Genomic DNA, 25,011 nt, shown 5'->3' with positions numbered 1-25,011 from the left:
AATACTAATCGGTCGAGGACTTATCCACACACTCTTAGCAATCATGCGTATTCAGTTTTCAGGGAATGAAACCAACCTCTTTACCCCAGAATGGGTAAGGAGGTTTTTCGTTTTTACAGTAAAAAGTCAAACTCGCGATTATTTTGTCGATAAGTTAGGCCGAATGACCGACAAGTTCCCTCTTGCAGACGGGTCTTGGGGTAGACTAACATGAGAAGGTACCTGATCCAGGCGTTGGAGTAGGCGAGGTTATGAAGGAGAATCGTTCATGAAAAAAATTCTAATCTTTTCCGCTTCCATCGGTAACGGACACAACCAGGCAGCGCGGGCCATGCAAGAAAGCTTGGCTGAGAGTGGTTGCACATCAATGATCATCGATACGTTGGAATATATTAGCCCCACCTTTCACAAGATTTTGCTGGAAAGCTATATGAATCTGCTAAGGCTGTCACCCAAGATGTGGGGCAGAATTTACCATAATACAGAAAAAACCCGTTTCTTCGATATGAATGTGCTGATGAATAAGTTATTGGCAAACAAACTGAAAAAGCTGATCAACAGTGTACAGCCTGATGCCTTTATTGCTACGCATCCGTTTGCAAGCTGTATGCTTTCCGTACTGAAAGGGAGAAATGATTGGAAGGAACCAATCTATACGATCATTACTGACTATACCATCCATCCTTCATGGATTAATCACCATATCAATTATTACTTCATCGGCCATGAACAACTGTATTACCTGTTAGACGTTTATCGACAGGACCATCAAAAATTCATTCCGATGGGCATTCCTATCATGAAAAAATTCAGCTTGCCATTGGACTCCGATTTGATTCGGCAAAAGCTTGGCCTCGCTCCTGGACAAAAAAGCATCATTCTGTCAGGGGGCGGATTGGGTCTCGGCTCGATGGAAAAGGTATTAGATGGGCTAGAAGAGATTAACATTCCGCTGAAAACCTTTGTATTAACAGGGACAAACGATAAGCTGTACAATAAAGTGATAAATCGTACGTATCGCCATGAAGTCGTTCCACTAAAATTCATCAATAACTTCCACGAATACTTGGAAACGGCTGATTTAATTGTCACCAAATCAGGCGGACTTACATCAGCTGAAGTAATGAGTAAACGGGTACCCATGATTGTTTACAACCCTCTGCCTGGACAGGAAGAGAGGAACAGCCACTTTTTGCTCAATAATGGATGTGCGGTACACGCGAATCTGTCAGAGCAATTGATTTATTTTATTGATGAACTATTGCATAGCCCGTCCAAGGTGGATTATATGCGGAGAATGGGACAGAAAATCTCGAAGCCAGATGCTGCACAAAGAATTACCGAGTTCATCATGGATGATATGAATATGTTGCCAGGGAAAGTAGAATAGCGGCCTAGCCAGACAAAATGGAGGAACCCATGACTGTACCATTCGCCATATTATTTGATATGGATGGCACGTTACTTCAAACAGAAAAGCTGTCCACTCCAGCATTTATTCGAACGTTTGACCAGCTTCGTCAAAAAGGGCTATGGCAAGGGGAAACCCCAGACGAACGTGAATTGATCAATGTACTGGGAATGACGATCGAGCAGATCTGGGACAAATTACTGCCGGGTGCGAGTGAGGAAGCTATTCGCTCAGCCGACGCCTTCTTGCTAGACAATGAAATCCAGTTACTCAAAGAAAGAGTGACCGAGCTATATCCGAATGTAAAATCAACCTTGGAAACGCTGCGAGAAAAAGGATTTGCTTTGTTTATAGCAAGCAATGGGCAGGAAGAGTACATCGATGCCATTTGCCAGGAATACGAATTAAAGCCGCTAATGACCGATCTGTACTCAGCTGGCCGTTTCCGCACACATTCCAAAAATGATCTGGTTGCCAAATTGTTGTCTGATTACAAAATCGGGCAGGCCATCATGGTAGGGGATCGTCACTCCGACGTGGAAGCAGGCAAGACAAACGGTTTATTTACCATTGGATGTGACTTTGGTTTTGCCAAACCAGGTGAGCTTGACGGGGCAGATGTCATCATCACCAGCTTCACACAGCTACTGAATCATTTGCCAGCAATCGACACCAATACACAAGAACAAACATAAACCATTCCTCAGGGAGTGGTTTTTTTGTTGATCATGTCCAAGTTTCAAGCGACCCTCTTTTGCCCACACTAGAATGTGTAAGGGACACTTGCGGGCACGCACTAAACCCATTATAATTAACGTCAAAGATAGTCAAAGTCAATAGGTAACCTCAGAAGAACATACACAGAGGAATAGGAGGCGATGACTTGCGTAACATCTCGGACATCATTGAACATCACTTGAAAAGCATCATTACAAACAGTCCCAATGGATCGATCGAGATTCAGCGTAGTGAGCTTGCCGACCATTTTCAATGTGTGCCGTCTCAGATCAATTACGTCATCAATACGCGCTTTACCGTTCAAAAAGGGTACATTGTAGAGAGTAAGCGCGGGGGCGGCGGGTATATTCGCATACGCAAGGTGCAGATTGTCAGCAAAGCACGCTTGCAGGAATTGCTAACAGAGGAACTGATTGGTGAGAGCATCAGTCAGAGCGTGGGAAATGCGATCGTAGAAAGACTATTTGAGGAAGGATTAGTCAACATCAGAGAAGCAACCTTGATGAAAATCGCTACCTCACGAAACGTATTAACGCTAGAAGCTGAATTGCGGGATCGTTTGCGGGCAAATATTTTAAAGCAGATGATCGCAGCAATCTTGTTGAAGTAAAAGGAGGTATGATGTTATGAACTGTGAGGAATGCGGAAAACGACCGGCGACACTTCATTTGACGAAAATCGTCAATGGCGAAAAAACCGAATACCATATTTGCGAGCAGTGTGCTCATGAAAAAGGGGACGTCTTTACCGGCTTTCACAACTTCAGCATCAACAATCTCCTGTCAGGACTTTTAAAATTTGATCCCATGCAAAAGAATGGACGCGAAACGGCAACGAATAAGCCGCTTCAATGCGAAACATGTGGACTCACATATTCTCAATTTAGTAAAAGTGGCCGATTTGGCTGTAGTGATTGCTACACTTTTTTGGGTGATCGACTGGACCCCCTTTTCCGCCGGATTCATGGAAACACACAGCATAGTGGAAAAGTACCAGAGCGGATGGGTGGCAAACTGAAGATCCGTAAAGAGCTGGAGCAACTAAAGCAAGCGCTGCAAAGTCATGTCGCCAGTGAAGAGTTCGAGAAGGCAGCAGAAATGCGCGATCGAATTCGAGCATTGGAACAAAAAATGGCCCAATCGTAGCAAGGGAGGTTAGCTGGTTATGTCCCAAAAGCAGTTTATGCAAAACCCGTGGAGCAATTGGATGAAAGGAGAAGGTCCTGATTCCGACATTGTCATTAGTACACGGCTGCGTATCGCCCGTAACCTGCGCCAGCACCCCTTTCCGTTATTGGCAACGGACTCACAGGGCGAGGAAGTCGTCAGAAAGGTAACGGAAGTAAGCGATTCGGAGGCAATGCGCAAAAGGCATCAGCTTCAGGTCATCCACATGGACCAAATTAATCCGTTAGAAAAAAGGGTGCTTGTAGAAAAGCATCTGATTAGCCCTCACCTGGCAGAGGAATCTCGCAAAGGTGCCGTATTACTTCGTGAAGATGAGTCTGTCAGCATTATGGTTAATGAAGAAGACCACATTCGAATACAGGTACTATTACCCGGGTTTCGTTTGAACGAGGCATGGGAAATAGGTACGAAAATAGACGACATTTTTGAGAAAAACTTGAACTACGCTTTCGACGAAACACGAGGATATCTTACAAGCTGCCCAACCAATGTGGGTACGGGAATTCGTGCATCTGTGATGCTGCACTTGCCGGCGCTGGTGATGACGCAGCAGATCAGTAGAATTTTACAGGCAATTAATCAAGTTGGTCTAGTCGTTAGAGGAATTTACGGAGAGGGCAGCGAAGCTCTAGGGAATCTTTTTCAGTTATCCAATCAGGTCACACTGGGGATGTCTGAGTCGGATATCCTTTCCAATCTCTACGGTGTAGCTAGACAGATTATTGAGCAAGAGCGTGTGGCACGTACTTATTTGCTGGAGCATACTCGGGTTTCGCTGGAGGATCGGATTTTTCGATCGTATGGTATCCTGATGTACGCCCGCACAGTAGAGTCCAAGGAGGCGGCTCAGCGTCTGTCCGATGTACGTCTGGGGATTGATCTAGGCATCATTCCGGATGTATCTCCGCTGGTTCTAAACGAACTGTTAGTCACGACACAGCCAGGGTTTTTACAACACCACGCTGGACAAAAGCTCACTCCGGACCAACGCGATGAAAGAAGGGCAAGGCTGATCCGCGAACGTCTGCGCGTAGTAGAATCACAAGAGTAATCGTAATGGTATCAAGCAATTGTTAACCATATAGAGAAAAAACACGGTTATACGGAGGTGTACGATATGATGTTTGGACGTTTTACAGAACGAGCACAAAAAGTACTGGCGCTTGCCCTGGAAGAGGCGGTTCGTCTCGGACACAAAGATATTGGGACAGAGCATGTGCTGCTGGGACTCATTCGAGAAGGCGAAGGGATTGCGGCGAAGGCATTGCAATCACTTGGGCTTGGCCTCGATAAAATCCAGAGCGAAGTGGAGTCGTTAATCGGGCGAGGAACCGAGCAGTCCGGTAGTAATTACACACCAAACTATACACCTCGCGCCAAAAAGGTTATTGAACTGTCGATGGACGAAGCCCGCAAGCTGGGTCATACCTATGTGGGGACTGAACATATTCTGCTTGGCTTGATCCGTGAAGGAGAAGGCATTGCTGCGAGAATCATGAACAATTTGGGCGTTAGCCTGAACAAGGCACGTCAACAGGTGCTCCAGCTTCTTGGCAGCTCGGAAATGATGGCATCTCATCAACCGTCTGGAGGGAACCCAGCGGCAAATACGCCGACACTGGACGGCTTGGCAAGGGATCTGACTGCAATCGCTCGTGATGGCGGGCTGGACCCTGTCATCGGTCGCCAAAAAGAAATCGAGCGTGTGATCCAAGTACTTAGCAGACGCACCAAAAACAACCCTGTTTTGATTGGGGAGCCTGGCGTCGGGAAAACAGCGATTGCAGAAGGTCTTGCCCAAAAAATCGTGAACAACGAAATTCCGGAGACCCTCCGTGATAAGCGCGTCATGACCCTCGATATGGGAACCGTTGTTGCGGGAACCAAATATCGCGGTGAATTCGAAGATCGTCTGAAAAAAATCATGGACGAAATTCGCCAAGCAGGAAACATCATCCTGTTTATTGATGAGCTACACACCCTGATTGGTGCAGGTGGAGCAGAAGGCGCTATTGATGCCTCCAACATTTTGAAGCCTGCTCTGGCACGTGGCGAGCTACAGTGCGTAGGTGCTACTACGCTGGATGAATATCGCAAGTACATCGAAAAAGACGCGGCACTGGAGCGTCGTTTCCAACCGATTCAGGTTGATGAACCGACAGCGGAGGATGCTATTCGTATCCTGCATGGCCTTCGTGATCGTTACGAAGCCCACCATCGTGTCAAAATTACCGATGAAGCAATCGAGCAGGCAGTAAAACTGTCTGACCGCTATATTACGGAACGCTTCCTGCCTGACAAGGCCATCGACTTGGTCGACGAGGCGGCATCCAAGGTTCGCTTGCAATCCTTTACGGTTCCACCAAACCTCAAAGAGCTGGAGGGACGTCTGGAAGAGGTACGCAAGGAAAAAGACGCTGCCGTACAATCACAAGAGTTCGAGGAAGCAGCAGCTCTTCGCGATCAGGAGCAAAAACTGCGTGAAGAACTGGATAAAACGAAAAAAGACTGGAAAGAGCGCCAAGGTCAGCTAAACATGGAGGTTACGCCAGAAGACATCGCACAAGTAGTGGCGAGCTGGACGGGTATTCCTGTGTTGAAGCTGAAGGAAGAAGAAACAGAGCGCTTGCTGAAGATGGAAGAGATTTTGCACGATCGCGTCATTGGCCAAGATGAAGCAGTCAAATCCATCTCGCGTGCGATCCGCCGTGCCCGTGCTGGTCTGAAAGACCCAAAACGCCCGATCGGCTCGTTTATCTTCCTTGGACCAACCGGTGTGGGTAAAACCGAATTGGCTCGTGCCGTGGCAGAGACGCTTTTCGGTGACGAGGATGCCATGATTCGTGTAGATATGTCCGAGTACATGGAGAAGCATTCCACCGCTCGGCTGGTAGGTGCCCCTCCTGGCTACGTAGGCTTTGACGAAGGCGGTCAACTGACCGAAAAAGTGCGTCGCAAGCCGTATTCCGTTATTTTGCTGGACGAAATCGAGAAGGCTCACCCAGACGTATTCAACATCCTCTTGCAAGTTTTGGATGATGGTCGTCTGACAGACTCGAAGGGACGTACCGTCGATTTCCGCAATACGGTTGTCATTATGACTTCCAACGTCGGAGCCAGCATGATCAAGAAAAATACGACGCTCGGCTTCACGACCAACGATTCGGAAAGAAAGTACCAGGATATGAAGGACAAAGTCATGGATGAGCTGAAGAAGAGCTTCCGTCCTGAGTTCTTGAACCGTATCGACGAAGTCATCGTGTTCCACTCCTTGGAGCAAGAGCACATCGAGCAAATCGTATCTCTCATGACAGAAGAGCTGCGTAAACGTTTGAAAGAGCAAGACATTGATTTCCAACTGACCGAAGAAGCCAAGAAAGTATTGGCAAAAGAAGGCTTTGATCCGGCCTATGGTGCGCGTCCTCTGCGTCGAGCTATCCAGCGTCACATCGAGGATAATTTGTCCGAGGAACTGCTCAAGGGTACGATCAGTAAAGGTGATACCGTCAATATCGAAGCTGAAGAAGGCAAGCTGGTAGTCAAGCGCCTTGAAAAAACGAAATCGTAAGCTGGGTTGAAACGTAATAGAATGCCTCCTGATTCGGGAGGTATTCTTTTTTTGGGTGCGTAATTATGATAAAAGTAGAGAAAGAAATCCAAGTGAGGGTGCGATTATGTCAAAGTATAAAACGAAATACGCGTGTCAAGAATGTGGCTATGAATCGCCAAAATGGATGGGAAAATGCCCGGGATGTAGCAGTTGGAACACTTTGGTGGAGGAAGTGACGGTTAAAACGGCACATCGCCACGAAGGGCTCAGCGGCGGCCAGCGCCAATCTGCGATTCCATTGACCCAGGTAGCCAGTGAAGAAGAGCCACGCATGGATACGACGATCGGAGAATTGAATCGTGTTCTTGGTGGAGGACTTGTTCCGGGTTCACTCATTTTGGTGGGGGGAGATCCGGGAATCGGGAAATCGACATTGCTTTTGCAGACATCATTTGCCTTGGCTCATCAAGGGGCGAAGGTTCTCTATGTATCTGGAGAGGAGTCGGCAAAGCAAATTAAAATTCGCGCAGATCGACTCCATTTGCAAACGCCGCCGATGTTTGTATTGGCAGAAAATGATTTGGATTTGATCGAACAGCATATTAATCAAGTAGACCCGGATGTGCTGATTATTGACTCGATCCAGACCGTGTTTCACCCGACCATCCAATCGGCTGCGGGGAGTGTCGCACAAGTGCGGGAGGCTACTGCCCAATTGATGCGGATTGCAAAAGGGAAAGGAATTGGTACCTTCATCGTCGGTCACGTTACCAAGGAAGGCTCCATCGCTGGTCCGCGTATGCTTGAGCATATGGTGGATGCTGTTCTTTATTTTGAAGGAGAGCGCCACAATACATTTCGAATTTTGCGCGCCGTCAAAAACCGCTTTGGTTCGACAAACGAAATCGGGATTTTCGAGATGAAGGATCGCGGTTTGGAGGAAGTGGCGAATCCATCTGAGATATTTTTGGCAGAGCGTCCATTTGGTGTTGCGGGCTCCACGGTCGTAGCCAGTATGGAGGGCACGCGTCCCGTTTTGGTTGAGCTGCAAGCTCTCGTTGCCCCGACCAGCTTTGTAACGCCACGGAGAACGGCAACAGGGGTCGATCATCAGCGTGTGGCGATGATCATGGCAGTGTTGGAAAAGCGCATGGGCATGATGCTGCAAAATCAGGATGCTTATGTAAACGTAGCAGGCGGGGTCAGATTGGATGAGCCAGCCGTTGATTTGGCGATTGCCGTAAGCATTGCAAGCAGTTTCCGTGACCACGCTACCAATCCGCATGATGTCGTTATCGGCGAAATTGGCCTGACTGGTGAGGTGCGCGGTGTCTCCCGAATTGAGCAGCGAGTACGAGAAGCACATAAATTAGGCTTTAAGCGTGTCATCATCCCTGAGAAAAACATCCGCGGTCTGGATGCGCCAGCAGATATTCAAGTGATTGGTGTGAGCAATATTGCCGATGCGTTGAACGAGGTGATAAGGAGGTAGGAGTGGGCATGCAGGGGAACATCAAAAGAGCTCCGCAATTCGGTGATGTGCTTCGTCTCGTGGCACCCGGCACACAGCTTCGTGAAGGGTTGGAAAATGTTTTACGGGCCAAAACCGGGGGCTTGATCGTCATTGGGTGCGGTCCGGAGATGAAGTCAATTGTCGATGGCGGTTTTTCCATCAATTGTGATTTTTCTCCTGCCCATTTATATGAATTAGCGAAGATGGATGGGGCGATTATAGTAAGTGAAGACGCAAAACGCATTCTGTACGCGAATACGCAAATCATCCCACCTTCTTCAATCCCTACGAGCGAGACGGGGACACGTCATCGTACAGCGCAACGGACAGCCATTCAAACGAACCATCTGGTCATTGCTATCTCTCAACGGCGCAATGTGATCACGCTGTACCAGGGAAATTTCCGGTATGTCTTAAGCGAAATCAGCGTCATTTTGGCCAAGGCGAACCAAGCTGTATCTACCCTTGAGAAATACAAGGCTGTGCTTGATCAAACGCTGACGAATCTCGGTGCGTTAGAATTCGAGGAGCTCGTTACGTTACATGAAGTTGCTTCGGTTTTGCAACGGATTGAGATGGTATTACGTATTAAGACAGAGGTCTCCAAATACATATGTGAGCTAGGGGTAGAAGGAAGGCTCGTCAGTATGCAGTTGGAGGAACTGGTTTCAAACATTGAGGAAGAGGCCCATATGCTTATTCGGGATTATTCTCGAGATCCATCCTATTCACCTGATCTTGTGCTTCGGGACATGAAAAAATTGAACTCGGAGGAAATGCTGGAGCTCACCTCTTTTTTGCGAACGCTGGGGTATTCCTCCAATGCCAGTATGCTGGATGAATCCGTTTCCCCTAGAGGTTATCGGATCCTTTACAAGATCCGGCGTTTGCCCGTTACGATCATCTCGAATCTGGTAGAACATTTTCATCATCTGCCGCGAATCATGATGGCAACGATTCAGGAATTAGACGAAGTGGAAGGCATTGGCGAGGTTCGAGCAAGAGCGATTAAAGAGGGACTGAAACGGATTCAAGAACAAGTGTTCATTGACAGACACATTTAAAGTAGAATAGGATAAAGGCATTATTTGTATTCAGCATTTGCCTAAGGGACTTGGATAAAAACAAGGTCAACAGGATAACCTGCTCCTTACGCAAAAGAAATCAGGAGGTAGTCTATGTTCGTGAAATCGTTACCGAACATACTAACCGTAAGCAATTTGTTTCTGGGAGTTTTAGCAATTATTCTTGCGTTTCGAGGCGATCAATACGTCGAATATGCAGCGATTACAGTGATCATTGGTATGCTGGCAGACGGGCTGGATGGACGTGTAGCTCGTATGCTGAATGCCCAAAGCGAGTTCGGAAAGGAATTGGATTCACTTTCTGACGTCATTACATTTGGGATTGCGCCAGCGTTCATCATGTATGTTGTCGTCTTGCAACACTTTGATTTGCTTGGGATTCTCATTACAGCCATTTTTCCGATCTGTGGTGCGCTGCGTTTGGCGCGTTTTAACGTACAGGCCGGGGTTCCGGGGTATTTCATCGGTTTGCCGATTACGGCAGCGGGAGGCGTACTGGCTACGCTCGCACTTTATCACCAAGTATTCACTCCGGTATTGCTTGCCGTAAGTATGTTGCTCCTTGCCTTTTTGATGGTATCAAAGGTCAAGTATCCTAACTTTAAAAAAGTGGGGATTCCAAAGTCTGCTTACTGGATCACACCCATTATCATCGCGATCGTGGTTGTTGTAGCGATTAAGTATCCGCAGCAATTTCCAAAAATCGTCTTCCTGCCACTTGCTTTTTATGCATTGTACGGAATAAAAAAAAACGTTGACTTTCTCGTCAAAAAATTACGCAAGCGTAAAAACAAAGAGGAAGAATCTGTACCGTTTGAATAGTTACGGCATAAAAAAACCCACACTTCAATGTGCGGGTTTTTCTTTTTTGTATGCAACTTTTTTTAGGGTTCATTCGTAATACGAGTAACGGACTTTTAAGACAGATTGAAGACACCCAAAGTATTCAATCGGTTGGATTCTTTCTGAAGCACGTCTTCTAGCTTAATGTCAGTAATATTGCACAAGGCAGTGAGGTAAAAGAGGTTTTTGCCAAGCTCAGCAGTAACTACATCGCGACAATGCTCGCACAGCGGTCCGTTAAAGTGAGTGTCCAAATGGGACTTGTTGTCCTCCAGATTCATGTTCGAATCGTACGTCTGTTTTTTGGCAACCACTTCGACACAGCCGCATTCGGTGATGGCTTTTGTCAGTGAACGGTTAATGCGGGATGCCGTTTCCTGAACTTTGGACATGACGTCCAGTACGCTACGATGTCTGATCAAAAGCTCGGATACTTGCGTTTGAAAGTCGTCTATGTTTCGATTGTCCATCTGGTTCACCTCTGCTTTAGGCTGTTGGTATCGTCATAATTTTCTCTCATTACGATACTGACATTATAAGAAGGGAGTCAGCTTTCTGTCAATTTATCATCGAAGGAAACGAGTGTTCCCGGGTTGACGAGAAAATGACAACTATGTTAAAATTTTTGGCTATTTGACATGGCAAAATCTTTTTTGCTATAGTGAGGGAAAGTAAAATGAAGCATTATAATCATTTGGAAAAAAATAGGGTTTTACTCTTAGGCTTCTGTCTATATTAGTAAAAGGAGGTGAAGGCATGTTACGCCGAGTAGGAAAATTCATTTTTGTTTTGATAGGTGGCGGATTGGGGTATCGATTTGGTGACGAATTGTTCTCGTTGCTCGACCCACTGTTAAACTTTGGTGTAGTAGCCGGATCGCAATATATTGGGGCTGTACTAGGTGCCATCTTGTTTTTCTTTTTAGCGAATTGGGTTGTGGATTATGTTCTGCGCATCGTTCGATGGGGTGAAGAGACACTCGTCAAAATGCCGGTTGTCGATGTGATGTTCGGAGCGATGGGATTGATTAGTGGTCTTATTGTTGCATTCTTATTATTCCTGCCCATCAGTAAAATTCCGATTCCATTTGTAGGAGATCTTTTGCCGTTAATTGTTTCCGGGTTGCTCGGTTATTTGGGCTTCCAGGTAGGATTTCGCAAGCGGGACGAGATTATGTCGGTATTTTCGATTGGACGTAAGGATAGGAAAAAGGATAGCGCAACAACTACCGTTAACTTGGAAAATAAAATCCTCGATACCAGTGTCATCATTGACGGACGCATCGCAGATATTTGCCGTACCGGCTTTCTGGAAGGGGTACTGGTCATTCCGGGATTTGTGTTAGAGGAGCTACAGCATATCGCAGATTCCTCCGATGTACTGAAGAGAAACCGCGGTCGTCGTGGTCTGGATATCTTGAACAAGATTCAAAAAGAAATGAAGGTAAAGGTTCAGATCTGGGAAGGCGATTTTGAAGAAGTATCCGAGGTGGACAGCAAGCTGATCAAGCTCGCTAAGCTCATTAACGGAAAGGTCGTAACAAACGACTTCAACCTGAACAAGGTATGTGAGCTGCAAGGTGTTGCGGTTTTGAACATCAATGATTTGGCGAATGCAGTCAAACCTGTAGTTTTACCTGGAGAAGAGATGAACGTTCAAGTCATCAAGGATGGGAAAGAGCACGGTCAGGGTGTCGCTTATCTGGACGATGGCACGATGATTGTTGTAGAGGGCGGACGAGAATACATTGGAAACGACGTCGATGTTCTCGTAACAAGTGTGCTGCAAACATCCGCAGGACGTATGATCTTCGCCAAACCAAAGTTGCTGGAACGAGCGTTATAAAAAAGACAGGAGAGGGATGAATCAGTGAGTACGGGTGTCGTGATCGTTGCAGCCGGTTCGGGTAAACGAATGGGTGGACAACGAAACAAGTTGTGGTTACCGCTTGCGGGCGAGCCGATCTTGGCTCATACGGTACGTCTTTTTGCTACTCATCCCGACATTGATGAAGTTGTGCTAGTGGTGAGTGAAGCAGACCACGCAGAAGTAATGACCTGGCTCTCGGCTGAAAAGCTGGCGGTTGTGGTTACACTGGGTGGAGCAGAGCGACAAGACAGTGTGAGAAATGGCTTGGCTTCACTATCCGCAAATTGCGATTACGTGCTGGTTCACGATGCTGCTCGTCCTTTCGTCACTCGCAAACAGATCAGTGACATGATCAAACAGGTGCAACAAGATCAGGCAACGATCATGGCAGTACCTGTCAAAGATACGATTAAAGTGGTGGGGGCAAATGGACTTGTAGAGTCAACCCCGGCACGGGAAAGCTTGTGGGCGGTTCAAACCCCACAAGCTTTTCGTATGTCTTTATTGCGAGAGGCACATCAGGCAGCAGAGGCAGCGGGGAAGCTGGGTACGGATGATGCAATGCTGGTTGAGTGGCTGGGTCATCCGGTATCGATTATGCACGGAAGCTATGAGAACATTAAGATTACGACGCCAGACGATCTGTGGTTTGGTGAAGAGATATTGCGGAAACGAAAGGGAGAGTAGCTCATGCGTATTGGACAAGGTTTTGACGTGCATCAATTAGTAGAGGGGCGTCCATGCATTATCGGAGGCGTCACCATCCCGTATGAAAAAGGCTTGCTAGGACATTCTGACGCAGATGTTCTCCTTCATGCGATTAGTGACGCGATTCTTGGAGCGATTGGTGAAGGGGATATTGGCCGTCATTTCCCAGATACAGACCCGGCTTTTAAGGATGCGGATAGCGTAAAGCTGCTGGAGCATGTTTGGAAGTTGGTTCGGGAGCGCGGCTACCGTTTAGGAAACGTGGATGCAACGATCATTGCCCAAGCGCCGAAGATGGCGCCGTACATCCCGCAAATGTGTGAAGTCATTGCACGCGTGCTGGAGGCAGACGATCTCTCGCAAGTGAATGTGAAGGCGACGACATCCGAGAAACTTGGTTTTACAGGCAGAGGGGAAGGAATCGCTGCACAGGCAGTATGCTTGCTTGTCAAGTAGAGGGGCAAGGTGTAACATAAAGCCTTAGATACGTTTTTACTTAGGTCAAGGCTATAGCCTTTTACATTCATAAGGATGGTGCTACCAATGGCGAAAGAAATTCGCACTCGTTATGCGCCGAGTCCTACGGGGCATTTACACATCGGCGGTGCGCGAACAGCGCTCTTCAATTATCTTTTTGCGAAACATCACGGTGGTTCGTTCATCGTTCGGATTGAAGATACGGACCAAACCCGCAATAAGGAAAATGCGGACGAAGAGCAAATGAAAAACCTGAAATGGCTCGGCGTAACATGGGAAGAAGGTACAGACGTTGGTGGACCATATGGACCGTACCGTCAAACAGAACGCTTGGACATTTATCGGAAATATATCGATCAACTGCTGGCAGAAGGCAAAGCGTACTACTGCTACGCGACAAAAGAAGAGCTGGATGCAGAGCGTGAAGAACAGCTCGCTCGTGGAGAAACACCACGTATTTTGGAAAAGCACCGCCATGTAACGGACGAGCAACGTGCTCAGTACGAAGCAGAAGGTCGAGTGCCATCCATTCACTTTCTCGTTCAGGATGATCGCGAGTATGTCGTGAACGACCTGATTCGTGGCCAGGTAACATTTAACTCCAACGAGATGGGCGATTTCGTTATTTGCCGTCCGGATGGCATTCCTACATACAACTTCGCCGTTGTAGTGGACGACTATTTGATGAAAATTAGCCACGTCATTCGTGGAGAAGAGCATCTGTCCAACACGCCTCGTCAATTGATGATTTATGAAGCGTTTGGCTGGGAAGCGCCTGACTTTGCTCACTTGGCACTGATCCTCAACCAAGATGGCAAAAAGATGTCCAAGCGTGACGAGAGCATTCTTCAGTTCATTGAGCAGTACCGTGATCTCGGCTTCTTGCCAGAAGCAATCGTGAACTTCCTTGTTCTTTTGGGATGGTCTCCGGGTGGCGAAGAAGAGATTTTCTTGATGGAGGATCTGATCAAGCTGTTCTCAATGGACCGCGTGAACAAATCGCCAGCTGTGTTTGATGCAACGAAGATGAACTGGATGAACAACTTCTATTTGAAGCGTCAACCGCTGGATATGATTACAGACATGTGTATCCCGCATCTGCAAAAAGCTGGCTTCATCGAAGAGAGTTTGTCTGCTGAGAAGCGCGAATGGGTTCGCAGTATCGTAGGCCTGTATCAAGAGCAAATGTCCTACTGTGCGCAAATCGTTCCGTTGGCAGCTCTTTTCTTCCTCGACGAAGTGGTGTACGATGAAGAAGCAACTCTGGTGCTGAAAGAACCGCAATTGCCGGAAGTACTGGCTTCCTTTGTGAAACACCTTTCTGCCCAGGATGCATATAATGTGGATGTTATTAAAGCGGTACTCAAAGACGTGCAAAAGGAAACGGGTCACAAAGGCAAGGCATTGTTCATGCCGGTCCGCGTAGGAGCAACTGGTCAGGCGCATGGTCGTGATCTGGCAGAGACGTTGTATCTGCTTGGACGTGACAAGGTGATTGCACGTGCACAGCAAGTAATTGCAAACGGTCAGTAAGTATTGGCTGGCTTTCTTTTATAAATCATGAATGCGACGATCAGGAGAAGTACAACAGTCTGCACATCTACAGAGAGGATGGATAGGTGAGAGCCATCTGGTGTGCCCTGTATGGAAATGCCCCTGTGAGCAATGAGCTGAACCTATCTTTTTGAAAAGATATCAGTAGGCGCCATCGGCTTCCCGCCGTTATCGGGATATGAGCGAGATCGTTCAAGGTTGTTTGTTAAGTCTTTGCAGCCAAGACGATCTAAGCAGAGTGGAACCACGGTAAACCCGTCTCTGTCCCTTCGTAATGGAGGGGATAGGGACGTTTTTTATTTTAGAGGAAGTTGAACACTCGGCAGGTAAATCAGGCAGGAGGTGCCACCCCAAAATGTTAGCACAGATGAGAGATGACATTCATGCTGTTTTTGAACGAGACCCGGCTGCGCGAAGTACGCTGGAAGTCGTTATGACCTATTCCGGTTTGCACGCGATATGGGGGCACCGGATTGCCCACAGGCTCTGGAAGGCTGAGCTGTGTACACTCGCCCGAATTGTCTCTCAACTGTCCCGTTTTTTCACGGGAATTGAGATTCACCCGGGCGCAACAATTGGCCGCGGCCTGTTCATTGACCATGGCATGGGTGTTGTGATCGGAGAGACGTGCGAAATCGGAGACAATGTAACGATTTATCAAGGGGTTACACTTGGGGGAACGGGGAAAGAAAAAGGAAAGCGACACCCTACGATCGGCAATGATGTCATTATTGCCACGGGAGCAAAGGTGTTGGGCTCCTTCAAAATTGGCGATAATTCAAAGATAGGGGCTGGTGCCGTTGTCTTGCAGGAGGTACCGCCTAACTCGACCGTAGTAGGAATCAAGGGACGCATCGTCATCCAGGATGGCAAACGGGTCAAAAATGATCTGGACCATGTAAATATGCCAGACCCGGTAGCGGATACGATTCGTTTGATGCAAAAGGAAATTGATCAATTACGCAAAGAATTGGAGCTTTTGAGGGAGGATAAACAGAACGATGGGCATTCAGCTGACTAACACGATGACGCGGCGAAAGGAACCGTTTCACACATTGGAGCCAGGAAAGGTAAAAATGTACGTGTGCGGCCCGACCGTGTACAACTACATCCACATTGGAAATGCGCGCCCTGCCATTGTATTTGATACACTGCGCCGTTACTTGAAATATCGTGGCTACGAAGTGACATTCGTGCAAAATATTACGGATGTAGATGACAAACTGATTCGTGTAGCGAATCAGGAAGGGGTCACTGTCAAAGAAGTGGCGGATCGATACACAGATGCGTACAATGCTGATCTGAAATCACTGAACGTATCTCCACCTGATATTCAACCACGCGTGATGCAAACAATTCCGGAAATCATTGAATTCGTGCAAGGGCTGATTGAAAAAGGCTTTGCCTACGAGAGTGAAGGTGACGTCTATTTCCGCACAGGACGTTTTCAGGAATACGGAAAGCTATCGCATCAGCCGTTGGATGATTTGCAGGCAGGTGCTCGTGTAGAAATCAACGAGAAAAAGGAACATCCCCTGGACTTCGTACTTTGGAAAGCGGCAAAGACCGGAGAAGTTACCTGGGACAGTCCGTGGGGTGAAGGAAGACCGGGATGGCATATTGAGTGCTCGGCAATGGCCCTGAAGTTTTTGGGTGAGGAAATCGATATCCATGCGGGCGGAACCGACCTTGTGTTCCCGCACCACGAGAACGAAATTGCCCAATCGGAGTGCTTTACGGGTAAAGTTTTTGCTCGTTATTGGCTACACAACGGCATGCTCAATATCGATAACGAAAAAATGTCCAAATCCCTTGGGAACTTCTTGCTTGCACGCGATCTTTCGGAGAAATTCGGCGGTCAATTAATTCGCTTCTTTATGCTTCAGGGGCACTATCGCAACCCGATCAATTTTAGCGAAGAGTTGATCGAACAGGCGGCCAATGGTTTGGATAGAATCAAGACTGCGTATACGAATCTGTCCCATCGTCTGGATACCGTGCGCGCAGAAGAGCCGAATGATCAGGCACAGGAGCAGGCACGAATCATTGGGGAGCTTCGCGAGCGTTTCGTTGCTGAGATGGATGATGATATCAATACAGCGAATGCCATAACCGTTATTTTTGACGTCGTGAAGGAAGCCAACCTGTACTTGCGTCATCAAAATGTAGGCGAAGCCGAAGTTCGTGCATACATGGATTTGTTGGTGGAGTTGACGGAGGTTCTTGGTCTTGAAATTGCTGAAGAGCAGGAGCTGTTGGATAGTGAGATTGATGCGTTGATCGAAGAGCGCACAGAAGCTCGCAAAGCAAGAAACTTTGCCCGTTCTGACGAAATCCGCGATCTGCTCGCAGCAAAAGGAATCGTGCTTGAGGACACGCCACAAGGTGTTCGCTGGCGTCGAAAATAAGGGGCCGAAGAAAATAGATGCAAAAAGAAGAACTAACCCGAGATCCTAATCTGACAAATCCACTCGTGCTTGCCTTCCTCGGAGATGCTACCTATTCGCATTGTGTGAGGTATCATTTGATCGCCAAGGGGCTGGTTAAACCAAACCAGCTCCACAAGGCGGCCAACCGCTATGTTTCAGCGAAAGCACAGGCCAATGTGTTGTTAACGTTAATGCCCACATTGCCGGAGGAAGAATTGAATGTAGTGAAGCGGGGGCGGAATGCCAAATCCGGCTCCAGTGCCAAAAACGCCGATATTATCGACTACCGTCATGCAACGGCTTTTGAAGCATTGATCGGGTACTTGTATTTGAGTGGAAATGAAGAGCGGATCGCTGAAATTGTGCAGCAGGCTTTTGCCATAGTGGAAGGAGAATCATGAAATGAGTGAAGAGTGGATTCTGGGGAAAAACCCCGTCATCGAGGCTTTGCGATCAGGCCGTACGATCAATAAGATTTGGATTGCAGAGGGAACGAATAAAAATCTGATGGGACCTGTCTTTGCCTTGGCGAAAGAACAGGGTGTCATTGTCACGACAGCCAACCGCAAAAAGCTGGATCAGCTCGTGTCGTCGGACAACCATCAGGGTGTTGTGGCTTCTGTCGCTGCTTACGATTACGTAGAAGTAGACGATATTTTGAAGCGGGCAGAGGAAAAAAACGAGGCGCCGTTCATTTTGCTGTTGGACGAGCTGGAAGATCCGCATAATCTCGGTTCCATCATGCGGACAGCCGATGCAGTCGGTGCTCATGGTGTCATCATTCCAAAACGACGTTCTGTCAGTCTTACGGCAACAGTGGCAAAAGCTTCGGCAGGGGCGATCAACTACGTGCCAGTAGCGCGAGTGACGAATTTGGTTCGTACCATGGAAGAGCTCAAAGAACGCGGTGTTTGGATCGCAGGAACAGATGCGAGTGCCAAGCAAGATTTCCGCCAGGGTGATTATACGATGCCGCTCGCAATTGTCATTGGCAGCGAAGGAAAAGGCATGAGTCGCCTCGTGCGGGAAAACTGTGATTTTCTGTATAGCCTTCCGATGGCGGGCAATGTTACCTCACTCAACGCTTCTGTAGCAGCTGCCTTGTTGATGTATGAAGTATATCGCTCCAGGAGTCCAATTCCGACGCGGGTGAAATGACATGGCGAAACGAAAAGCCAAGCAGCTGTTGATCGTTGATGGATACAATATCATCGGCGCCTGGCCCGATCTGCGCCTGCTGAAGGATCAAGAGCGGATGGACGAGGCGCGTGATCAATTAATCGCAAAAATGGCAGAATACCAGAGCTACACTGGTGTGAAGGTCATCATTGTCTTTGATGCGTACAACGTTCCTGGCATTGGCCGTCAAATGGAGGACTTCCAGGTCGACGTTTATTTCACGAAGAAGAAGGAGACAGCAGACGAGAAAATTGAGCAGCTAGTCTCCCAATTTCACAATAAAAATCGACAAATTTATGTGGCAACTTCTGACTATACCTCTCAACGTGTCATATTTGGGCAGGGAGCTTTGCGCAAATCAGCGCGGGAGTTGTTGCTCGATATGGAAAATGCGGGCAAGGAAATCAAGAAACAAGTCGAAAAAACGCAAGAAGACCGTTTCTCCACGCGGATTACGCTGAATGATGAAATAGCGAAAATATTCGAAAAATGGAGAAGGGAATAACTTGGATTCGGTTGACGCTTTTTTACGGCATCATGTATAATAGCGCTATCTATTGGAGAAACCGGTTGGCGGAGGGATCATTTGTGAGTGTTGACCTCAAGGAGTTAAAACATGCCCAATATGAACTAATGACCGACGAAGAAGTAGTCGACCTGGTTCGCGATAATGACGCCGAAGCTTTGGAGTATTTGATCAACAAATACAAGAACTTCGTTCGTGCCAAAGCGAGATCCTATTTTCTTATTGGGGCTGACCGCGAAGACATCGTGCAGGAAGGGATGATCGGACTGTACAAGTCTATTCGCGACTTCCGAGGAGACAAGCTCACGTCGTTCAAGGCATTTGCCGAGCTGTGTATTACCCGTCAGATCATTACCGCGATCAAGACAGCGACACGCCAAAAGCACATCCCGCTCAATTCTTACGTCTCATTGGACAAGCCTATATACGATGAAGATTCTGACCGCACACTACTCGATGTGATCTCGGGAACCAAGGTGACCGATCCGGAGGAATTGTTTATCAATCGGGAAGAATTCGATGACATTGAGGGCAAGATGAGCGAAATCTTGAGTGACTTGGAACGCCAGGTTCTCATGCTTTACTTGGACGGACGATCCTATCAGCAGATTGCTGTTGAATTGAAGCGTCATGTCAAGTCTATTGATAATGCATTGCAGCGAGTAAAGCGCAAGCTAGAGCGCTATTTGGAAGGAAGAGAGATTCATCTGTAGAGAATCTCTCTTTTTATTTTGGAAGCAAAAGGACTACCTCTTGTCAAGTCATTTTGTTTGACATGGGAATTTCGGTATGATAAATTTATTTAGTAGCCATAGACTCTTATCTCTCTGTTCTATGGTTACTTAGGTGAATGAAATGGTCTGGAAAAAGTAGCGGTTTTCCCGTACTATTTATCATCGGGGTACTTTTAACTAATAGCAGGTTTGAAATGAGATGGAGGTGGCAATAAATGCGAGTAAACATCACGTTGGCGTGCACCGAGTGTGGCGAGCGTAACTATATCTCCACGAAGAACAAGCGCACCACTACTGAACGTGTTGAACTGAAAAAGTATTGCTCCCGTGACAAGAAGCAAACCCTTCATCGCGAGACGAAGTAATGGTTGATGCGACGAAGTCAGGGGGTGGCAAAGTGGGTTTTTTATCACGAATCGGAGCCAGTTTTCGCCGTACCGGTGGTTTTTTTAGTGACGTAATGTCCGAGCTAAAGAAAGTCCGTTGGCCCAACCGTAAAGAATTGACGACCTATACGCTCGTTGTTCTTGTTACGGTTGTGCTCCTGGCAATATTCTTCTTCGTCGTTGATTTGGGTATCTCGCGCTTGATCGATTTGATTCTAGGAACGTAATTATGCAAGTCTTAGGAGGGACGGACGGTTAACGTCCTGTTGGATATGGAAAAAGCATGGTATGTACTTCATACGTACTCAGGTTACGAAAACAAGGTGAAAACCAATCTGGAGAAGCGACTCGAGTCGATGGGCATGGAAGACAAGATCTTTCGCGTTCTTGTTCCCACTGAAGAAGAGGTGGAAACCAAGGATGGTAAGAAGCGCACCGTCACGAAAAAAGTGTTTCCTGGATACGTCCTTGTTGAAATGGTGATGACGGACGACTCTTGGTATGTCGTGCGCAACACCCCTGGGGTTACCGGCTTTGTCGGATCCACGGGTGCTGGCTCTAAACCGACAGCGCTGCGTCCTGAAGAGGCCGATACGATTCTCAAGCAAATGGGAATCGAAATTCCCAAGATCAGAGTCGATTTTGCTCTCCGCGATATGGTGCGCGTCACAGATGGTCCGTTTTCCAATCGCACCGGGGAGATTATCGAGATTTACCCGGACAGGCAGAAGGTTCGCGTGTTGGTGGACATCTTCGGTCGCGAAACACCGGTAGAGCTAGACTTTACACAAGTTCAAAAATTGGATTAGGATTCAACTTGAAAAGTATCGCGCTATGTGGTACATTTCATTTTGTTTTAACAATCCCACAACATTAATTGGGGTTTCTTGCACTCTCACTATAGATCGAAAGTCTTTTACATAGAGACTTTCAAAAAACGGTGGGAGGGGGCATTCCCCCGTAATAACCACATGTGAAGTAAGGAGGTGTGTTACGTGGCTAAGAAGGTTATCCGCGTAATTAAATTACAAATCCCAGCAGGTAAAGCGAATCCTGCACCTCCAGTAGGTCCGGCTCTCGGTCAAGCTGGTGTAAACATCATGGGATTCTGTAAAGAATTCAATGCTCGCACTGAAAGCGAAGTAGGTATGATCATTCCGGTGGAAATCACCGTGTTTGAAGACCGTTCTTTCACTTTTATCACAAAAACTCCTCCAGCTGCAGTTCTGTTGAAGAAAGCTGCTGGTATCGAGTCCGGTTCTGGCGTACCAAACAAAACAAAGGTTGCTACGCTGAAGCGTGATAAAGTTCGTGAAATCGCAGAACTGAAGCGTCCTGACCTGAATGCTGCATCCGTAGAAGCGGCTATGCGCATGGTAGAAGGTACAGCTCGTTCTATGGGTATCGTAATCGAAGACTAATTGTCTTGAGTGCAAGGGGGCACAGAGGTTGTGCCCCCCTGTCTGTGGGAGGATCAACCGCTACGACCACATTGAAGGGAGATTTAATCATGGCGAAAAAAGGTAAGAAATATCAAGAGGCTGTAAAGCTCGTTGATAAAAACAAAGTATACGAAGTAGCTGAAGGCGTTGAGCTGGTTAAAAAAGCAGCTACAGCTAAATTCGATGAAACTGTTGAAGCAGCTTTCCGTTTGGGCGTAGATCCTAAGCGTGCTGACCAACAAATCCGTGGCGCAGTTGTATTGCCACATGGTACTGGTAAAGTACAACGTGTTCTCGTATTCGCAAAAGGCGATAAAGCGAAAGATGCAGAAGCAGCTGGCGCAGACTTCGTAGGCGATGCAGACATGATCGCAAAAATTCAAGGTGGCTGGTTCGACTTTGACGTTGTAGTAGCTACTCCTGATATGATGGGTGAAGTAGGTAAATTGGGTCGTGTACTCGGTCCAAAAGGCCTGATGCCAAACCCTAAGACCGGTACAGTTACTTTCGATGTAACTAAAGCGGTTAACGAAATCAAAGCTGGTAAAATTGAGTATCGTGTAGACAAAGCGGGTAACATCCACGCTCCTATCGGAAAAGCATCCTTCGATGCTGACAAACTGGTAGAAAACCTGGCTGCTCTGACTGAAGCACTGAACCGTGCGAAACCAGCTGCTGCTAAAGGTGTTTACATGAGAAACGTAACCCTGAGCTCCACTATGGGCCCTGGTGTACGCGTAGCTGTAAAATAATGACACTTGACTTCCTTTACGGGAGTTGTTAAGATAGTCCCTGTTGATGAAAAGAATATGCCGTAGACAGAAGGTGCGGTGCTTGTGAGAGTAACGCTTAATACCCCTCCGAGGCGTGTAATGTACGAATGAGGAAACGCTGTTTTCCTTTGACGATATAGCATTATGCCCTCGTGAGTCTGCGAGGGCATTCTTCATTTTCTAGGATTAGAGCACGGGAGGTGTAATCAATGGCAGAAATTCGTCCAACCGTTATTCGTGAAGAAAAGGTACAAGCGATCAACGAAATCGCAACTAAGCTTCGCGAAAGCCAAACTACAGTGGTAGCTGACTACCGCGGTCTGACAGTAGCACAAGTAACTGAGCTCCGTAAGCAATTGCGTGAAGCTGGTGTTGAGTTCCAGGTGTTGAAAAACTCCCTGACTCGTTTGGCTACTGAGAAGGAAAGCCTGACTGAACTGGATCAATATCTGACTGGACCAAACGCTCTGGCGTTCTCCAAAGACGATATCATCGCTCCAGCGAAAGTTATCGCTGAATTCGCTAAGAAAAACGACAAGCTGGAAATCAAGGGTGGCGTTATCGAGGGTAAAGTAGTTGATGCTGAGCAAATTAAAGCTCTGGCTTCCCTGCCGAACCGCGAAGGTCTCTTGTCCATGCTTCTTTCCGTCCTGCAAGCTCCAATGCGCAACGTTGCACTGGCAGTCAAAGCAGTGGCAGAACAAAAAGAAGGTCAAGGCGCGTAATCGTCTGATCGGTTAATGTTTTACAAATACTATTCCTTGAATGGAGGATTTACAAATGTCTAAAGAGCAAATCTTGGAAGCCATTAAAGGCATGTCCGTTCTCGAACTGAACGATCTGGTTAAAGCAATCGAAGAAGAATTCGGCGTAACTGCTGCTGCTCCTGTAGCTGTAGTTGCTGGTGGCGGAGCAGAAGCTGCTGCTGAGCAAACTGAATTCACTGTAAACCTGGTAAGCGGCGGCGCTTCCAAAATCAACGTAATCAAAGTTGTTCGCGAGCTGACTGGCTTGGGTCTGAAAGAAGCAAAAGACCTGGTAGACAACGCTCCAAAAACACTCAAAGAGGGCGTTTCCAAAGACGAAGCAGAATCCCTCAAAGCAAAACTCGAAGAAGCTGGCGCTCAAGTAGAAGTAAAGTAAGTTAGCTTCCTTTAGGATATCCCCTTGCCTGCGGCAGGGGGATTTTCTATAAACTTTTGATGATAGAGTTTTTTTAAAACGATGAGGAAGGGTGAATCACACGTGGCAGACCATTACTATACCAATCAACCGGGCGCTGCACATGATGAACAGCAATTTACGTTCAAGCTCCGTGGTAATGAATTTCGCTTCATAACGGATGCTGGCGTTTTTTCCCGAGACCGGATTGACTTTGGAAGTGTATTGCTCATCGAGAACATGGAAATCGACAGTCATGCGCGTGTACTCGATGTGGGATGCGGGTATGGTCCGATGGGATTGACGGCTGCCAAGCTTGCTGATCATGGTCGGGTGACGATGATCGACGTGAACGAGCGTGCGGTTAACCTGGCTCGTCGTAATGCAGAAGCAAATGGAATAAAAAATGTTGAGGTTCGAGTGAGCGATGTCTACAGCGGCGTACAAGGTGAGCAGTTTGATGTCATTCTAACCAATCCGCCGATTCGTGCGGGTAAGGAAATCGTTCATCGCATTTTTGTAGAAGGATACGACCTGTTGGTAGAAGGCGGAGAAATGTGGGTTGTCATTCAGAAGAAGCAAGGTGCCCCATCCGCATTGAAGAAGTTGCAGGAAACGTACCGCGAAGTAATAGAGGTAGATCGGGAAAAAGGCTATCACATATTCAGGGCAATCAAATAAGCAAGAAGAAATCATTAGAAAAGTTTTCTTGACGTGAATAATTGAATGTGGTAGCATTATAAAATGTCAATATGGGATAAATGTCTATTTTTCAGCAATTCCCTGTCTGTCAAGCGTTTCTACTTTTTTCCTGAGATAGGAATGTTTGCGTGAAAACATGGGAATTCTTTTAAAATAGAGTTTCTCTGGGTTAAAAATGGTTGAAACTGCTTTAACCCATTTTTATTTTTAGGCATTCGAATGCGACTGAAAGAAGTTGCCGAATGCCGAGTTTCTATGTGTGAAAACACAACCTGAGGGGTGAATAAGTTGGCAGGTAAAGTGATTCAAAGTGGCCGACACCGCCAGCGTCGTACGTATTCACGTATTAACGAAGTGCTGGGCCTTCCAAATCTCATCGAGATTCAACAAAAGTCCTACCAATGGTTCCTTGATGAGGGGCTCCGTGAGATGTTCCAAGACATTTCGCCAATCCAGGACTTCACAGGTAATCTCGTGCTGGAGTTTATCGACTACAGCTTGGGAGAGCCGAAGTACGATGTTGACGAGTCGAAAGAACGTGACGTCACCTATGCGGCGCCTCTGCGTGTGAAGGTACGTTTGTTGAACAAAGAGACGGGAGAAGTGAAGGAACAAGAAGTATTCATGGGGGATTTCCCGCTCATGACCGAAACGGGAACCTTCATTATTAATGGTGCTGAGCGCGTTATTGTCAGCCAGCTTGTTCGTTCCCCCAGTGTATATTACAACACCAAAGTGGACAAA

General features: G+C 47.2%; 29 protein-coding genes, 1 pseudogene and 2 other annotated features. Of the genes and pseudogenes, 29 read left to right on the top strand and 1 reads right to left on the bottom strand.

What is annotated here, in order from left to right; translation table 11 throughout:
- From HP568_RS29575 to pssA, 10 genes are all read left to right on the top strand, one after another.
- On the top strand, positions 1-214 hold a 214-nt coding region (locus tag HP568_RS29575), incomplete at its 5' end, for a hypothetical protein (protein WP_217366834.1).
- A gap of 54 nt (positions 215-268) precedes the next feature.
- Positions 269-1,390: a UDP-N-acetylglucosamine--LPS N-acetylglucosamine transferase gene (locus HP568_RS28895; RefSeq protein ID WP_048035634.1), complete on the top strand. Its 1,122-nt coding sequence runs from the start codon at positions 269-271 to the stop codon at positions 1,388-1,390.
- A gap of 29 nt (positions 1,391-1,419) precedes the next feature.
- Positions 1,420-2,106, top strand: a complete 687-nt coding sequence (locus HP568_RS28890; protein WP_048035635.1) for an HAD hydrolase-like protein — start codon at positions 1,420-1,422, stop codon at positions 2,104-2,106.
- Positions 2,107-2,294: 188 nt separating this feature from the next.
- Positions 2,295-2,759 carry a CtsR family transcriptional regulator gene (locus HP568_RS28885; RefSeq protein ID WP_048035636.1) on the top strand — a complete coding sequence of 155 codons (465 nt, stop codon included), beginning with the start codon at positions 2,295-2,297 and terminating at the stop codon, positions 2,757-2,759.
- 16 nt (positions 2,760-2,775) lie between these two features.
- Positions 2,776-3,294 carry a protein-arginine kinase activator protein McsA gene (gene mcsA / locus HP568_RS28880; protein ID WP_048035637.1) on the top strand — a complete coding sequence of 173 codons (519 nt, stop codon included), beginning with the start codon at positions 2,776-2,778 and terminating at the stop codon, positions 3,292-3,294.
- Between the two features lie 19 nt (positions 3,295-3,313).
- Positions 3,314-4,387 carry a protein-arginine kinase McsB gene (gene mcsB / locus HP568_RS28875; RefSeq protein ID WP_048035638.1) on the top strand — a complete coding sequence of 358 codons (1,074 nt, stop codon included), beginning with the start codon at positions 3,314-3,316 and terminating at the stop codon, positions 4,385-4,387.
- Positions 4,388-4,453: 66 nt separating this feature from the next.
- Positions 4,454-6,904, top strand: a complete 2,451-nt coding sequence (locus tag HP568_RS28870) for an ATP-dependent Clp protease ATP-binding subunit (RefSeq protein WP_016742864.1) — start codon at positions 4,454-4,456, stop codon at positions 6,902-6,904.
- A 106-nt stretch (positions 6,905-7,010) separates the two neighbouring features.
- Positions 7,011-8,378: a DNA repair protein RadA gene (gene radA, locus HP568_RS28865; RefSeq protein WP_048035639.1), complete on the top strand. Its 1,368-nt coding sequence runs from the start codon at positions 7,011-7,013 to the stop codon at positions 8,376-8,378.
- An 8-nt stretch (positions 8,379-8,386) separates the two neighbouring features.
- On the top strand, positions 8,387-9,463 hold the full coding sequence (gene disA / locus HP568_RS28860; protein WP_173630889.1) for a DNA integrity scanning diadenylate cyclase DisA: 1,077 nt from the start codon (positions 8,387-8,389) through the stop codon (positions 9,461-9,463).
- Positions 9,464-9,577: 114 nt separating this feature from the next.
- Positions 9,578-10,306, top strand: coding sequence for a CDP-diacylglycerol--serine O-phosphatidyltransferase (pssA, locus tag HP568_RS28855; RefSeq protein WP_017247027.1), 729 nt, complete (start codon positions 9,578-9,580; stop codon positions 10,304-10,306).
- Between the two features lie 95 nt (positions 10,307-10,401).
- On the opposite strand, the gene HP568_RS28850 is transcribed toward pssA, so the two are convergent.
- Positions 10,402-10,797: a nucleoside triphosphate pyrophosphohydrolase family protein gene (locus HP568_RS28850; protein WP_173630888.1), complete on the bottom strand. Its 396-nt coding sequence runs from the start codon at positions 10,795-10,797 to the stop codon at positions 10,402-10,404.
- Between the two features lie 286 nt (positions 10,798-11,083).
- Between HP568_RS28850 and HP568_RS28845 the strand changes: the two genes are divergently transcribed.
- The 19 genes and pseudogenes from HP568_RS28845 to HP568_RS28760 all read left to right on the top strand — a co-directional run.
- Positions 11,084-12,172 (top strand): PIN/TRAM domain-containing protein, encoded by a 1,089-nt coding sequence (locus HP568_RS28845; RefSeq protein WP_048035640.1) that lies wholly within the window; start codon positions 11,084-11,086, stop codon positions 12,170-12,172.
- A 24-nt stretch (positions 12,173-12,196) separates the two neighbouring features.
- Entirely contained in the window at positions 12,197-12,883 is a 687-nt protein-coding gene (ispD, locus tag HP568_RS29570) for a 2-C-methyl-D-erythritol 4-phosphate cytidylyltransferase (protein WP_309142245.1), read from the top strand.
- A gap of 3 nt (positions 12,884-12,886) precedes the next feature.
- Positions 12,887-13,360: a 2-C-methyl-D-erythritol 2,4-cyclodiphosphate synthase gene (gene ispF / locus HP568_RS29565; RefSeq protein ID WP_048035642.1), complete on the top strand. Its 474-nt coding sequence runs from the start codon at positions 12,887-12,889 to the stop codon at positions 13,358-13,360.
- A gap of 87 nt (positions 13,361-13,447) precedes the next feature.
- Entirely contained in the window at positions 13,448-14,914 is a 1,467-nt protein-coding gene (gene gltX, locus HP568_RS28835; protein WP_048035643.1) for a glutamate--tRNA ligase, read from the top strand.
- A gap of 27 nt (positions 14,915-14,941) precedes the next feature.
- Positions 14,942-15,201 (top strand) — a binding site (T-box leader).
- Positions 15,202-15,290: 89 nt separating this feature from the next.
- Positions 15,291-15,956: a serine O-acetyltransferase gene (gene cysE / locus HP568_RS28830; protein WP_048035644.1), complete on the top strand. Its 666-nt coding sequence runs from the start codon at positions 15,291-15,293 to the stop codon at positions 15,954-15,956.
- Positions 15,937-17,343 carry a cysteine--tRNA ligase gene (cysS, locus tag HP568_RS28825; protein ID WP_173630887.1) on the top strand — a complete coding sequence of 469 codons (1,407 nt, stop codon included), beginning with the start codon at positions 15,937-15,939 and terminating at the stop codon, positions 17,341-17,343. Before cysE ends, cysS begins: the two co-directional genes overlap by 20 nt.
- 17 nt (positions 17,344-17,360) lie before the next feature.
- On the top strand, positions 17,361-17,765 hold the full coding sequence (locus HP568_RS28820; RefSeq protein ID WP_173630886.1) for a Mini-ribonuclease 3: 405 nt from the start codon (positions 17,361-17,363) through the stop codon (positions 17,763-17,765).
- Between the two features lies 1 nt (position 17,766).
- Entirely contained in the window at positions 17,767-18,522 is a 756-nt protein-coding gene (rlmB, locus tag HP568_RS28815; RefSeq protein ID WP_056493505.1) for a 23S rRNA (guanosine(2251)-2'-O)-methyltransferase RlmB, read from the top strand.
- 1 nt (position 18,523) lies between these two features.
- On the top strand, positions 18,524-19,048 hold the full coding sequence (locus tag HP568_RS28810) for an NYN domain-containing protein (RefSeq protein WP_048035647.1): 525 nt from the start codon (positions 18,524-18,526) through the stop codon (positions 19,046-19,048).
- Between the two features lie 83 nt (positions 19,049-19,131).
- Positions 19,132-19,782 (top strand): RNA polymerase sporulation sigma factor SigH, encoded by a 651-nt coding sequence (gene sigH, locus HP568_RS28805; protein WP_005828894.1) that lies wholly within the window; start codon positions 19,132-19,134, stop codon positions 19,780-19,782.
- Between the two features lie 236 nt (positions 19,783-20,018).
- Positions 20,019-20,168, top strand: coding sequence for a 50S ribosomal protein L33 (gene rpmG / locus HP568_RS28800; RefSeq protein ID WP_003392018.1), 150 nt, complete (start codon positions 20,019-20,021; stop codon positions 20,166-20,168).
- Entirely contained in the window at positions 20,168-20,416 is a 249-nt protein-coding gene (gene secE, locus HP568_RS28795) for a preprotein translocase subunit SecE (RefSeq protein ID WP_012683970.1), read from the top strand. The genes rpmG and secE overlap by 1 nt, the downstream gene beginning before the upstream one ends.
- Before the next feature lie 45 nt (positions 20,417-20,461).
- Positions 20,462-20,998 (top strand): transcription termination/antitermination protein NusG, encoded by a 537-nt coding sequence (nusG, locus tag HP568_RS28790; RefSeq protein ID WP_048035648.1) that lies wholly within the window; start codon positions 20,462-20,464, stop codon positions 20,996-20,998.
- Positions 20,999-21,184: 186 nt separating this feature from the next.
- Complete coding sequence (gene rplK / locus HP568_RS28785; protein WP_005828886.1) at positions 21,185-21,610, top strand: 50S ribosomal protein L11; 426 nt, start codon at positions 21,185-21,187, stop codon at positions 21,608-21,610.
- Between the two features lie 89 nt (positions 21,611-21,699).
- Positions 21,700-22,383, top strand: coding sequence for a 50S ribosomal protein L1 (gene rplA / locus HP568_RS28780; protein WP_048035649.1), 684 nt, complete (start codon positions 21,700-21,702; stop codon positions 22,381-22,383).
- A 42-nt stretch (positions 22,384-22,425) separates the two neighbouring features.
- Positions 22,426-22,589, top strand: a sequence feature (ribosomal protein L10 leader region).
- A gap of 24 nt (positions 22,590-22,613) precedes the next feature.
- Positions 22,614-23,129 carry a 50S ribosomal protein L10 gene (rplJ, locus tag HP568_RS28775; RefSeq protein WP_016742852.1) on the top strand — a complete coding sequence of 172 codons (516 nt, stop codon included), beginning with the start codon at positions 22,614-22,616 and terminating at the stop codon, positions 23,127-23,129.
- A gap of 55 nt (positions 23,130-23,184) precedes the next feature.
- The gene (rplL, locus tag HP568_RS28770; protein WP_047074728.1) at positions 23,185-23,547 is read left to right on the top strand and encodes a 50S ribosomal protein L7/L12; all 363 of its coding nucleotides are present in this window, start codon (positions 23,185-23,187) and stop codon (positions 23,545-23,547) included.
- 102 nt (positions 23,548-23,649) lie between these two features.
- The gene (locus tag HP568_RS28765) at positions 23,650-24,246 is read left to right on the top strand and encodes a class I SAM-dependent methyltransferase (protein ID WP_048035650.1); all 597 of its coding nucleotides are present in this window, start codon (positions 23,650-23,652) and stop codon (positions 24,244-24,246) included.
- 309 nt (positions 24,247-24,555) lie between these two features.
- Positions 24,556-25,011 (top strand): annotated as a pseudogene (locus tag HP568_RS28760) (DNA-directed RNA polymerase subunit beta); the annotation flags it as partial.

Origin of the sequence: Brevibacillus sp. MS2.2 (assembly GCF_013284345.1) — a bacterium.
GTDB lineage: Bacteria > Bacillota > Bacilli > Brevibacillales > Brevibacillaceae > Brevibacillus > Brevibacillus brevis_C.
Note: the sequence above shows the minus strand (reverse complement) of the source record. Positions and strands in the feature narration are given on the sequence as shown.

What these genes read in the sequence shown, in the direction of transcription:
- HP568_RS28895 (WP_048035634.1), top strand. Translation starts at nt 269, where the DNA reads ATGAAAAAAATTCTAATCTTTTCCGCTTCCATCGGTAACGGACACAAC.
- HP568_RS28890 (WP_048035635.1), top strand. Translation starts at nt 1,420, where the DNA reads ATGACTGTACCATTCGCCATATTATTTGATATGGATGGCACGTTACTT.
- mcsA (WP_048035637.1), top strand. Translation starts at nt 2,776, where the DNA reads ATGAACTGTGAGGAATGCGGAAAACGACCGGCGACACTTCATTTGACG.
- mcsB (WP_048035638.1), top strand. Translation starts at nt 3,314, where the DNA reads ATGTCCCAAAAGCAGTTTATGCAAAACCCGTGGAGCAATTGGATGAAA.
- HP568_RS28870 (WP_016742864.1), top strand. Translation starts at nt 4,454, where the DNA reads ATGATGTTTGGACGTTTTACAGAACGAGCACAAAAAGTACTGGCGCTT.
- radA (WP_048035639.1), top strand. Translation starts at nt 7,011, where the DNA reads ATGTCAAAGTATAAAACGAAATACGCGTGTCAAGAATGTGGCTATGAA.
- disA (WP_173630889.1), top strand. Translation starts at nt 8,387, where the DNA reads ATGCAGGGGAACATCAAAAGAGCTCCGCAATTCGGTGATGTGCTTCGT.
- pssA (WP_017247027.1), top strand. Translation starts at nt 9,578, where the DNA reads ATGTTCGTGAAATCGTTACCGAACATACTAACCGTAAGCAATTTGTTT.
- HP568_RS28850 (WP_173630888.1), bottom strand. Translation starts at nt 10,797, where the DNA reads ATGGACAATCGAAACATAGACGACTTTCAAACGCAAGTATCCGAGCTT.
- HP568_RS28845 (WP_048035640.1), top strand. Translation starts at nt 11,084, where the DNA reads ATGTTACGCCGAGTAGGAAAATTCATTTTTGTTTTGATAGGTGGCGGA.
- ispF (WP_048035642.1), top strand. Translation starts at nt 12,887, where the DNA reads ATGCGTATTGGACAAGGTTTTGACGTGCATCAATTAGTAGAGGGGCGT.
- gltX (WP_048035643.1), top strand. Translation starts at nt 13,448, where the DNA reads ATGGCGAAAGAAATTCGCACTCGTTATGCGCCGAGTCCTACGGGGCAT.
- cysE (WP_048035644.1), top strand. Translation starts at nt 15,291, where the DNA reads ATGTTAGCACAGATGAGAGATGACATTCATGCTGTTTTTGAACGAGAC.
- cysS (WP_173630887.1), top strand. Translation starts at nt 15,937, where the DNA reads ATGGGCATTCAGCTGACTAACACGATGACGCGGCGAAAGGAACCGTTT.
- HP568_RS28820 (WP_173630886.1), top strand. Translation starts at nt 17,361, where the DNA reads ATGCAAAAAGAAGAACTAACCCGAGATCCTAATCTGACAAATCCACTC.
- rlmB (WP_056493505.1), top strand. Translation starts at nt 17,767, where the DNA reads ATGAGTGAAGAGTGGATTCTGGGGAAAAACCCCGTCATCGAGGCTTTG.
- HP568_RS28810 (WP_048035647.1), top strand. Translation starts at nt 18,524, where the DNA reads ATGGCGAAACGAAAAGCCAAGCAGCTGTTGATCGTTGATGGATACAAT.
- rpmG (WP_003392018.1), top strand. Translation starts at nt 20,019, where the DNA reads ATGCGAGTAAACATCACGTTGGCGTGCACCGAGTGTGGCGAGCGTAAC.
- secE (WP_012683970.1), top strand. Translation starts at nt 20,168, where the DNA reads ATGGTTGATGCGACGAAGTCAGGGGGTGGCAAAGTGGGTTTTTTATCA.
- nusG (WP_048035648.1), top strand. Translation starts at nt 20,462, where the DNA reads ATGGAAAAAGCATGGTATGTACTTCATACGTACTCAGGTTACGAAAAC.
- rplA (WP_048035649.1), top strand. Translation starts at nt 21,700, where the DNA reads ATGGCGAAAAAAGGTAAGAAATATCAAGAGGCTGTAAAGCTCGTTGAT.
- rplJ (WP_016742852.1), top strand. Translation starts at nt 22,614, where the DNA reads ATGGCAGAAATTCGTCCAACCGTTATTCGTGAAGAAAAGGTACAAGCG.
- rplL (WP_047074728.1), top strand. Translation starts at nt 23,185, where the DNA reads ATGTCTAAAGAGCAAATCTTGGAAGCCATTAAAGGCATGTCCGTTCTC.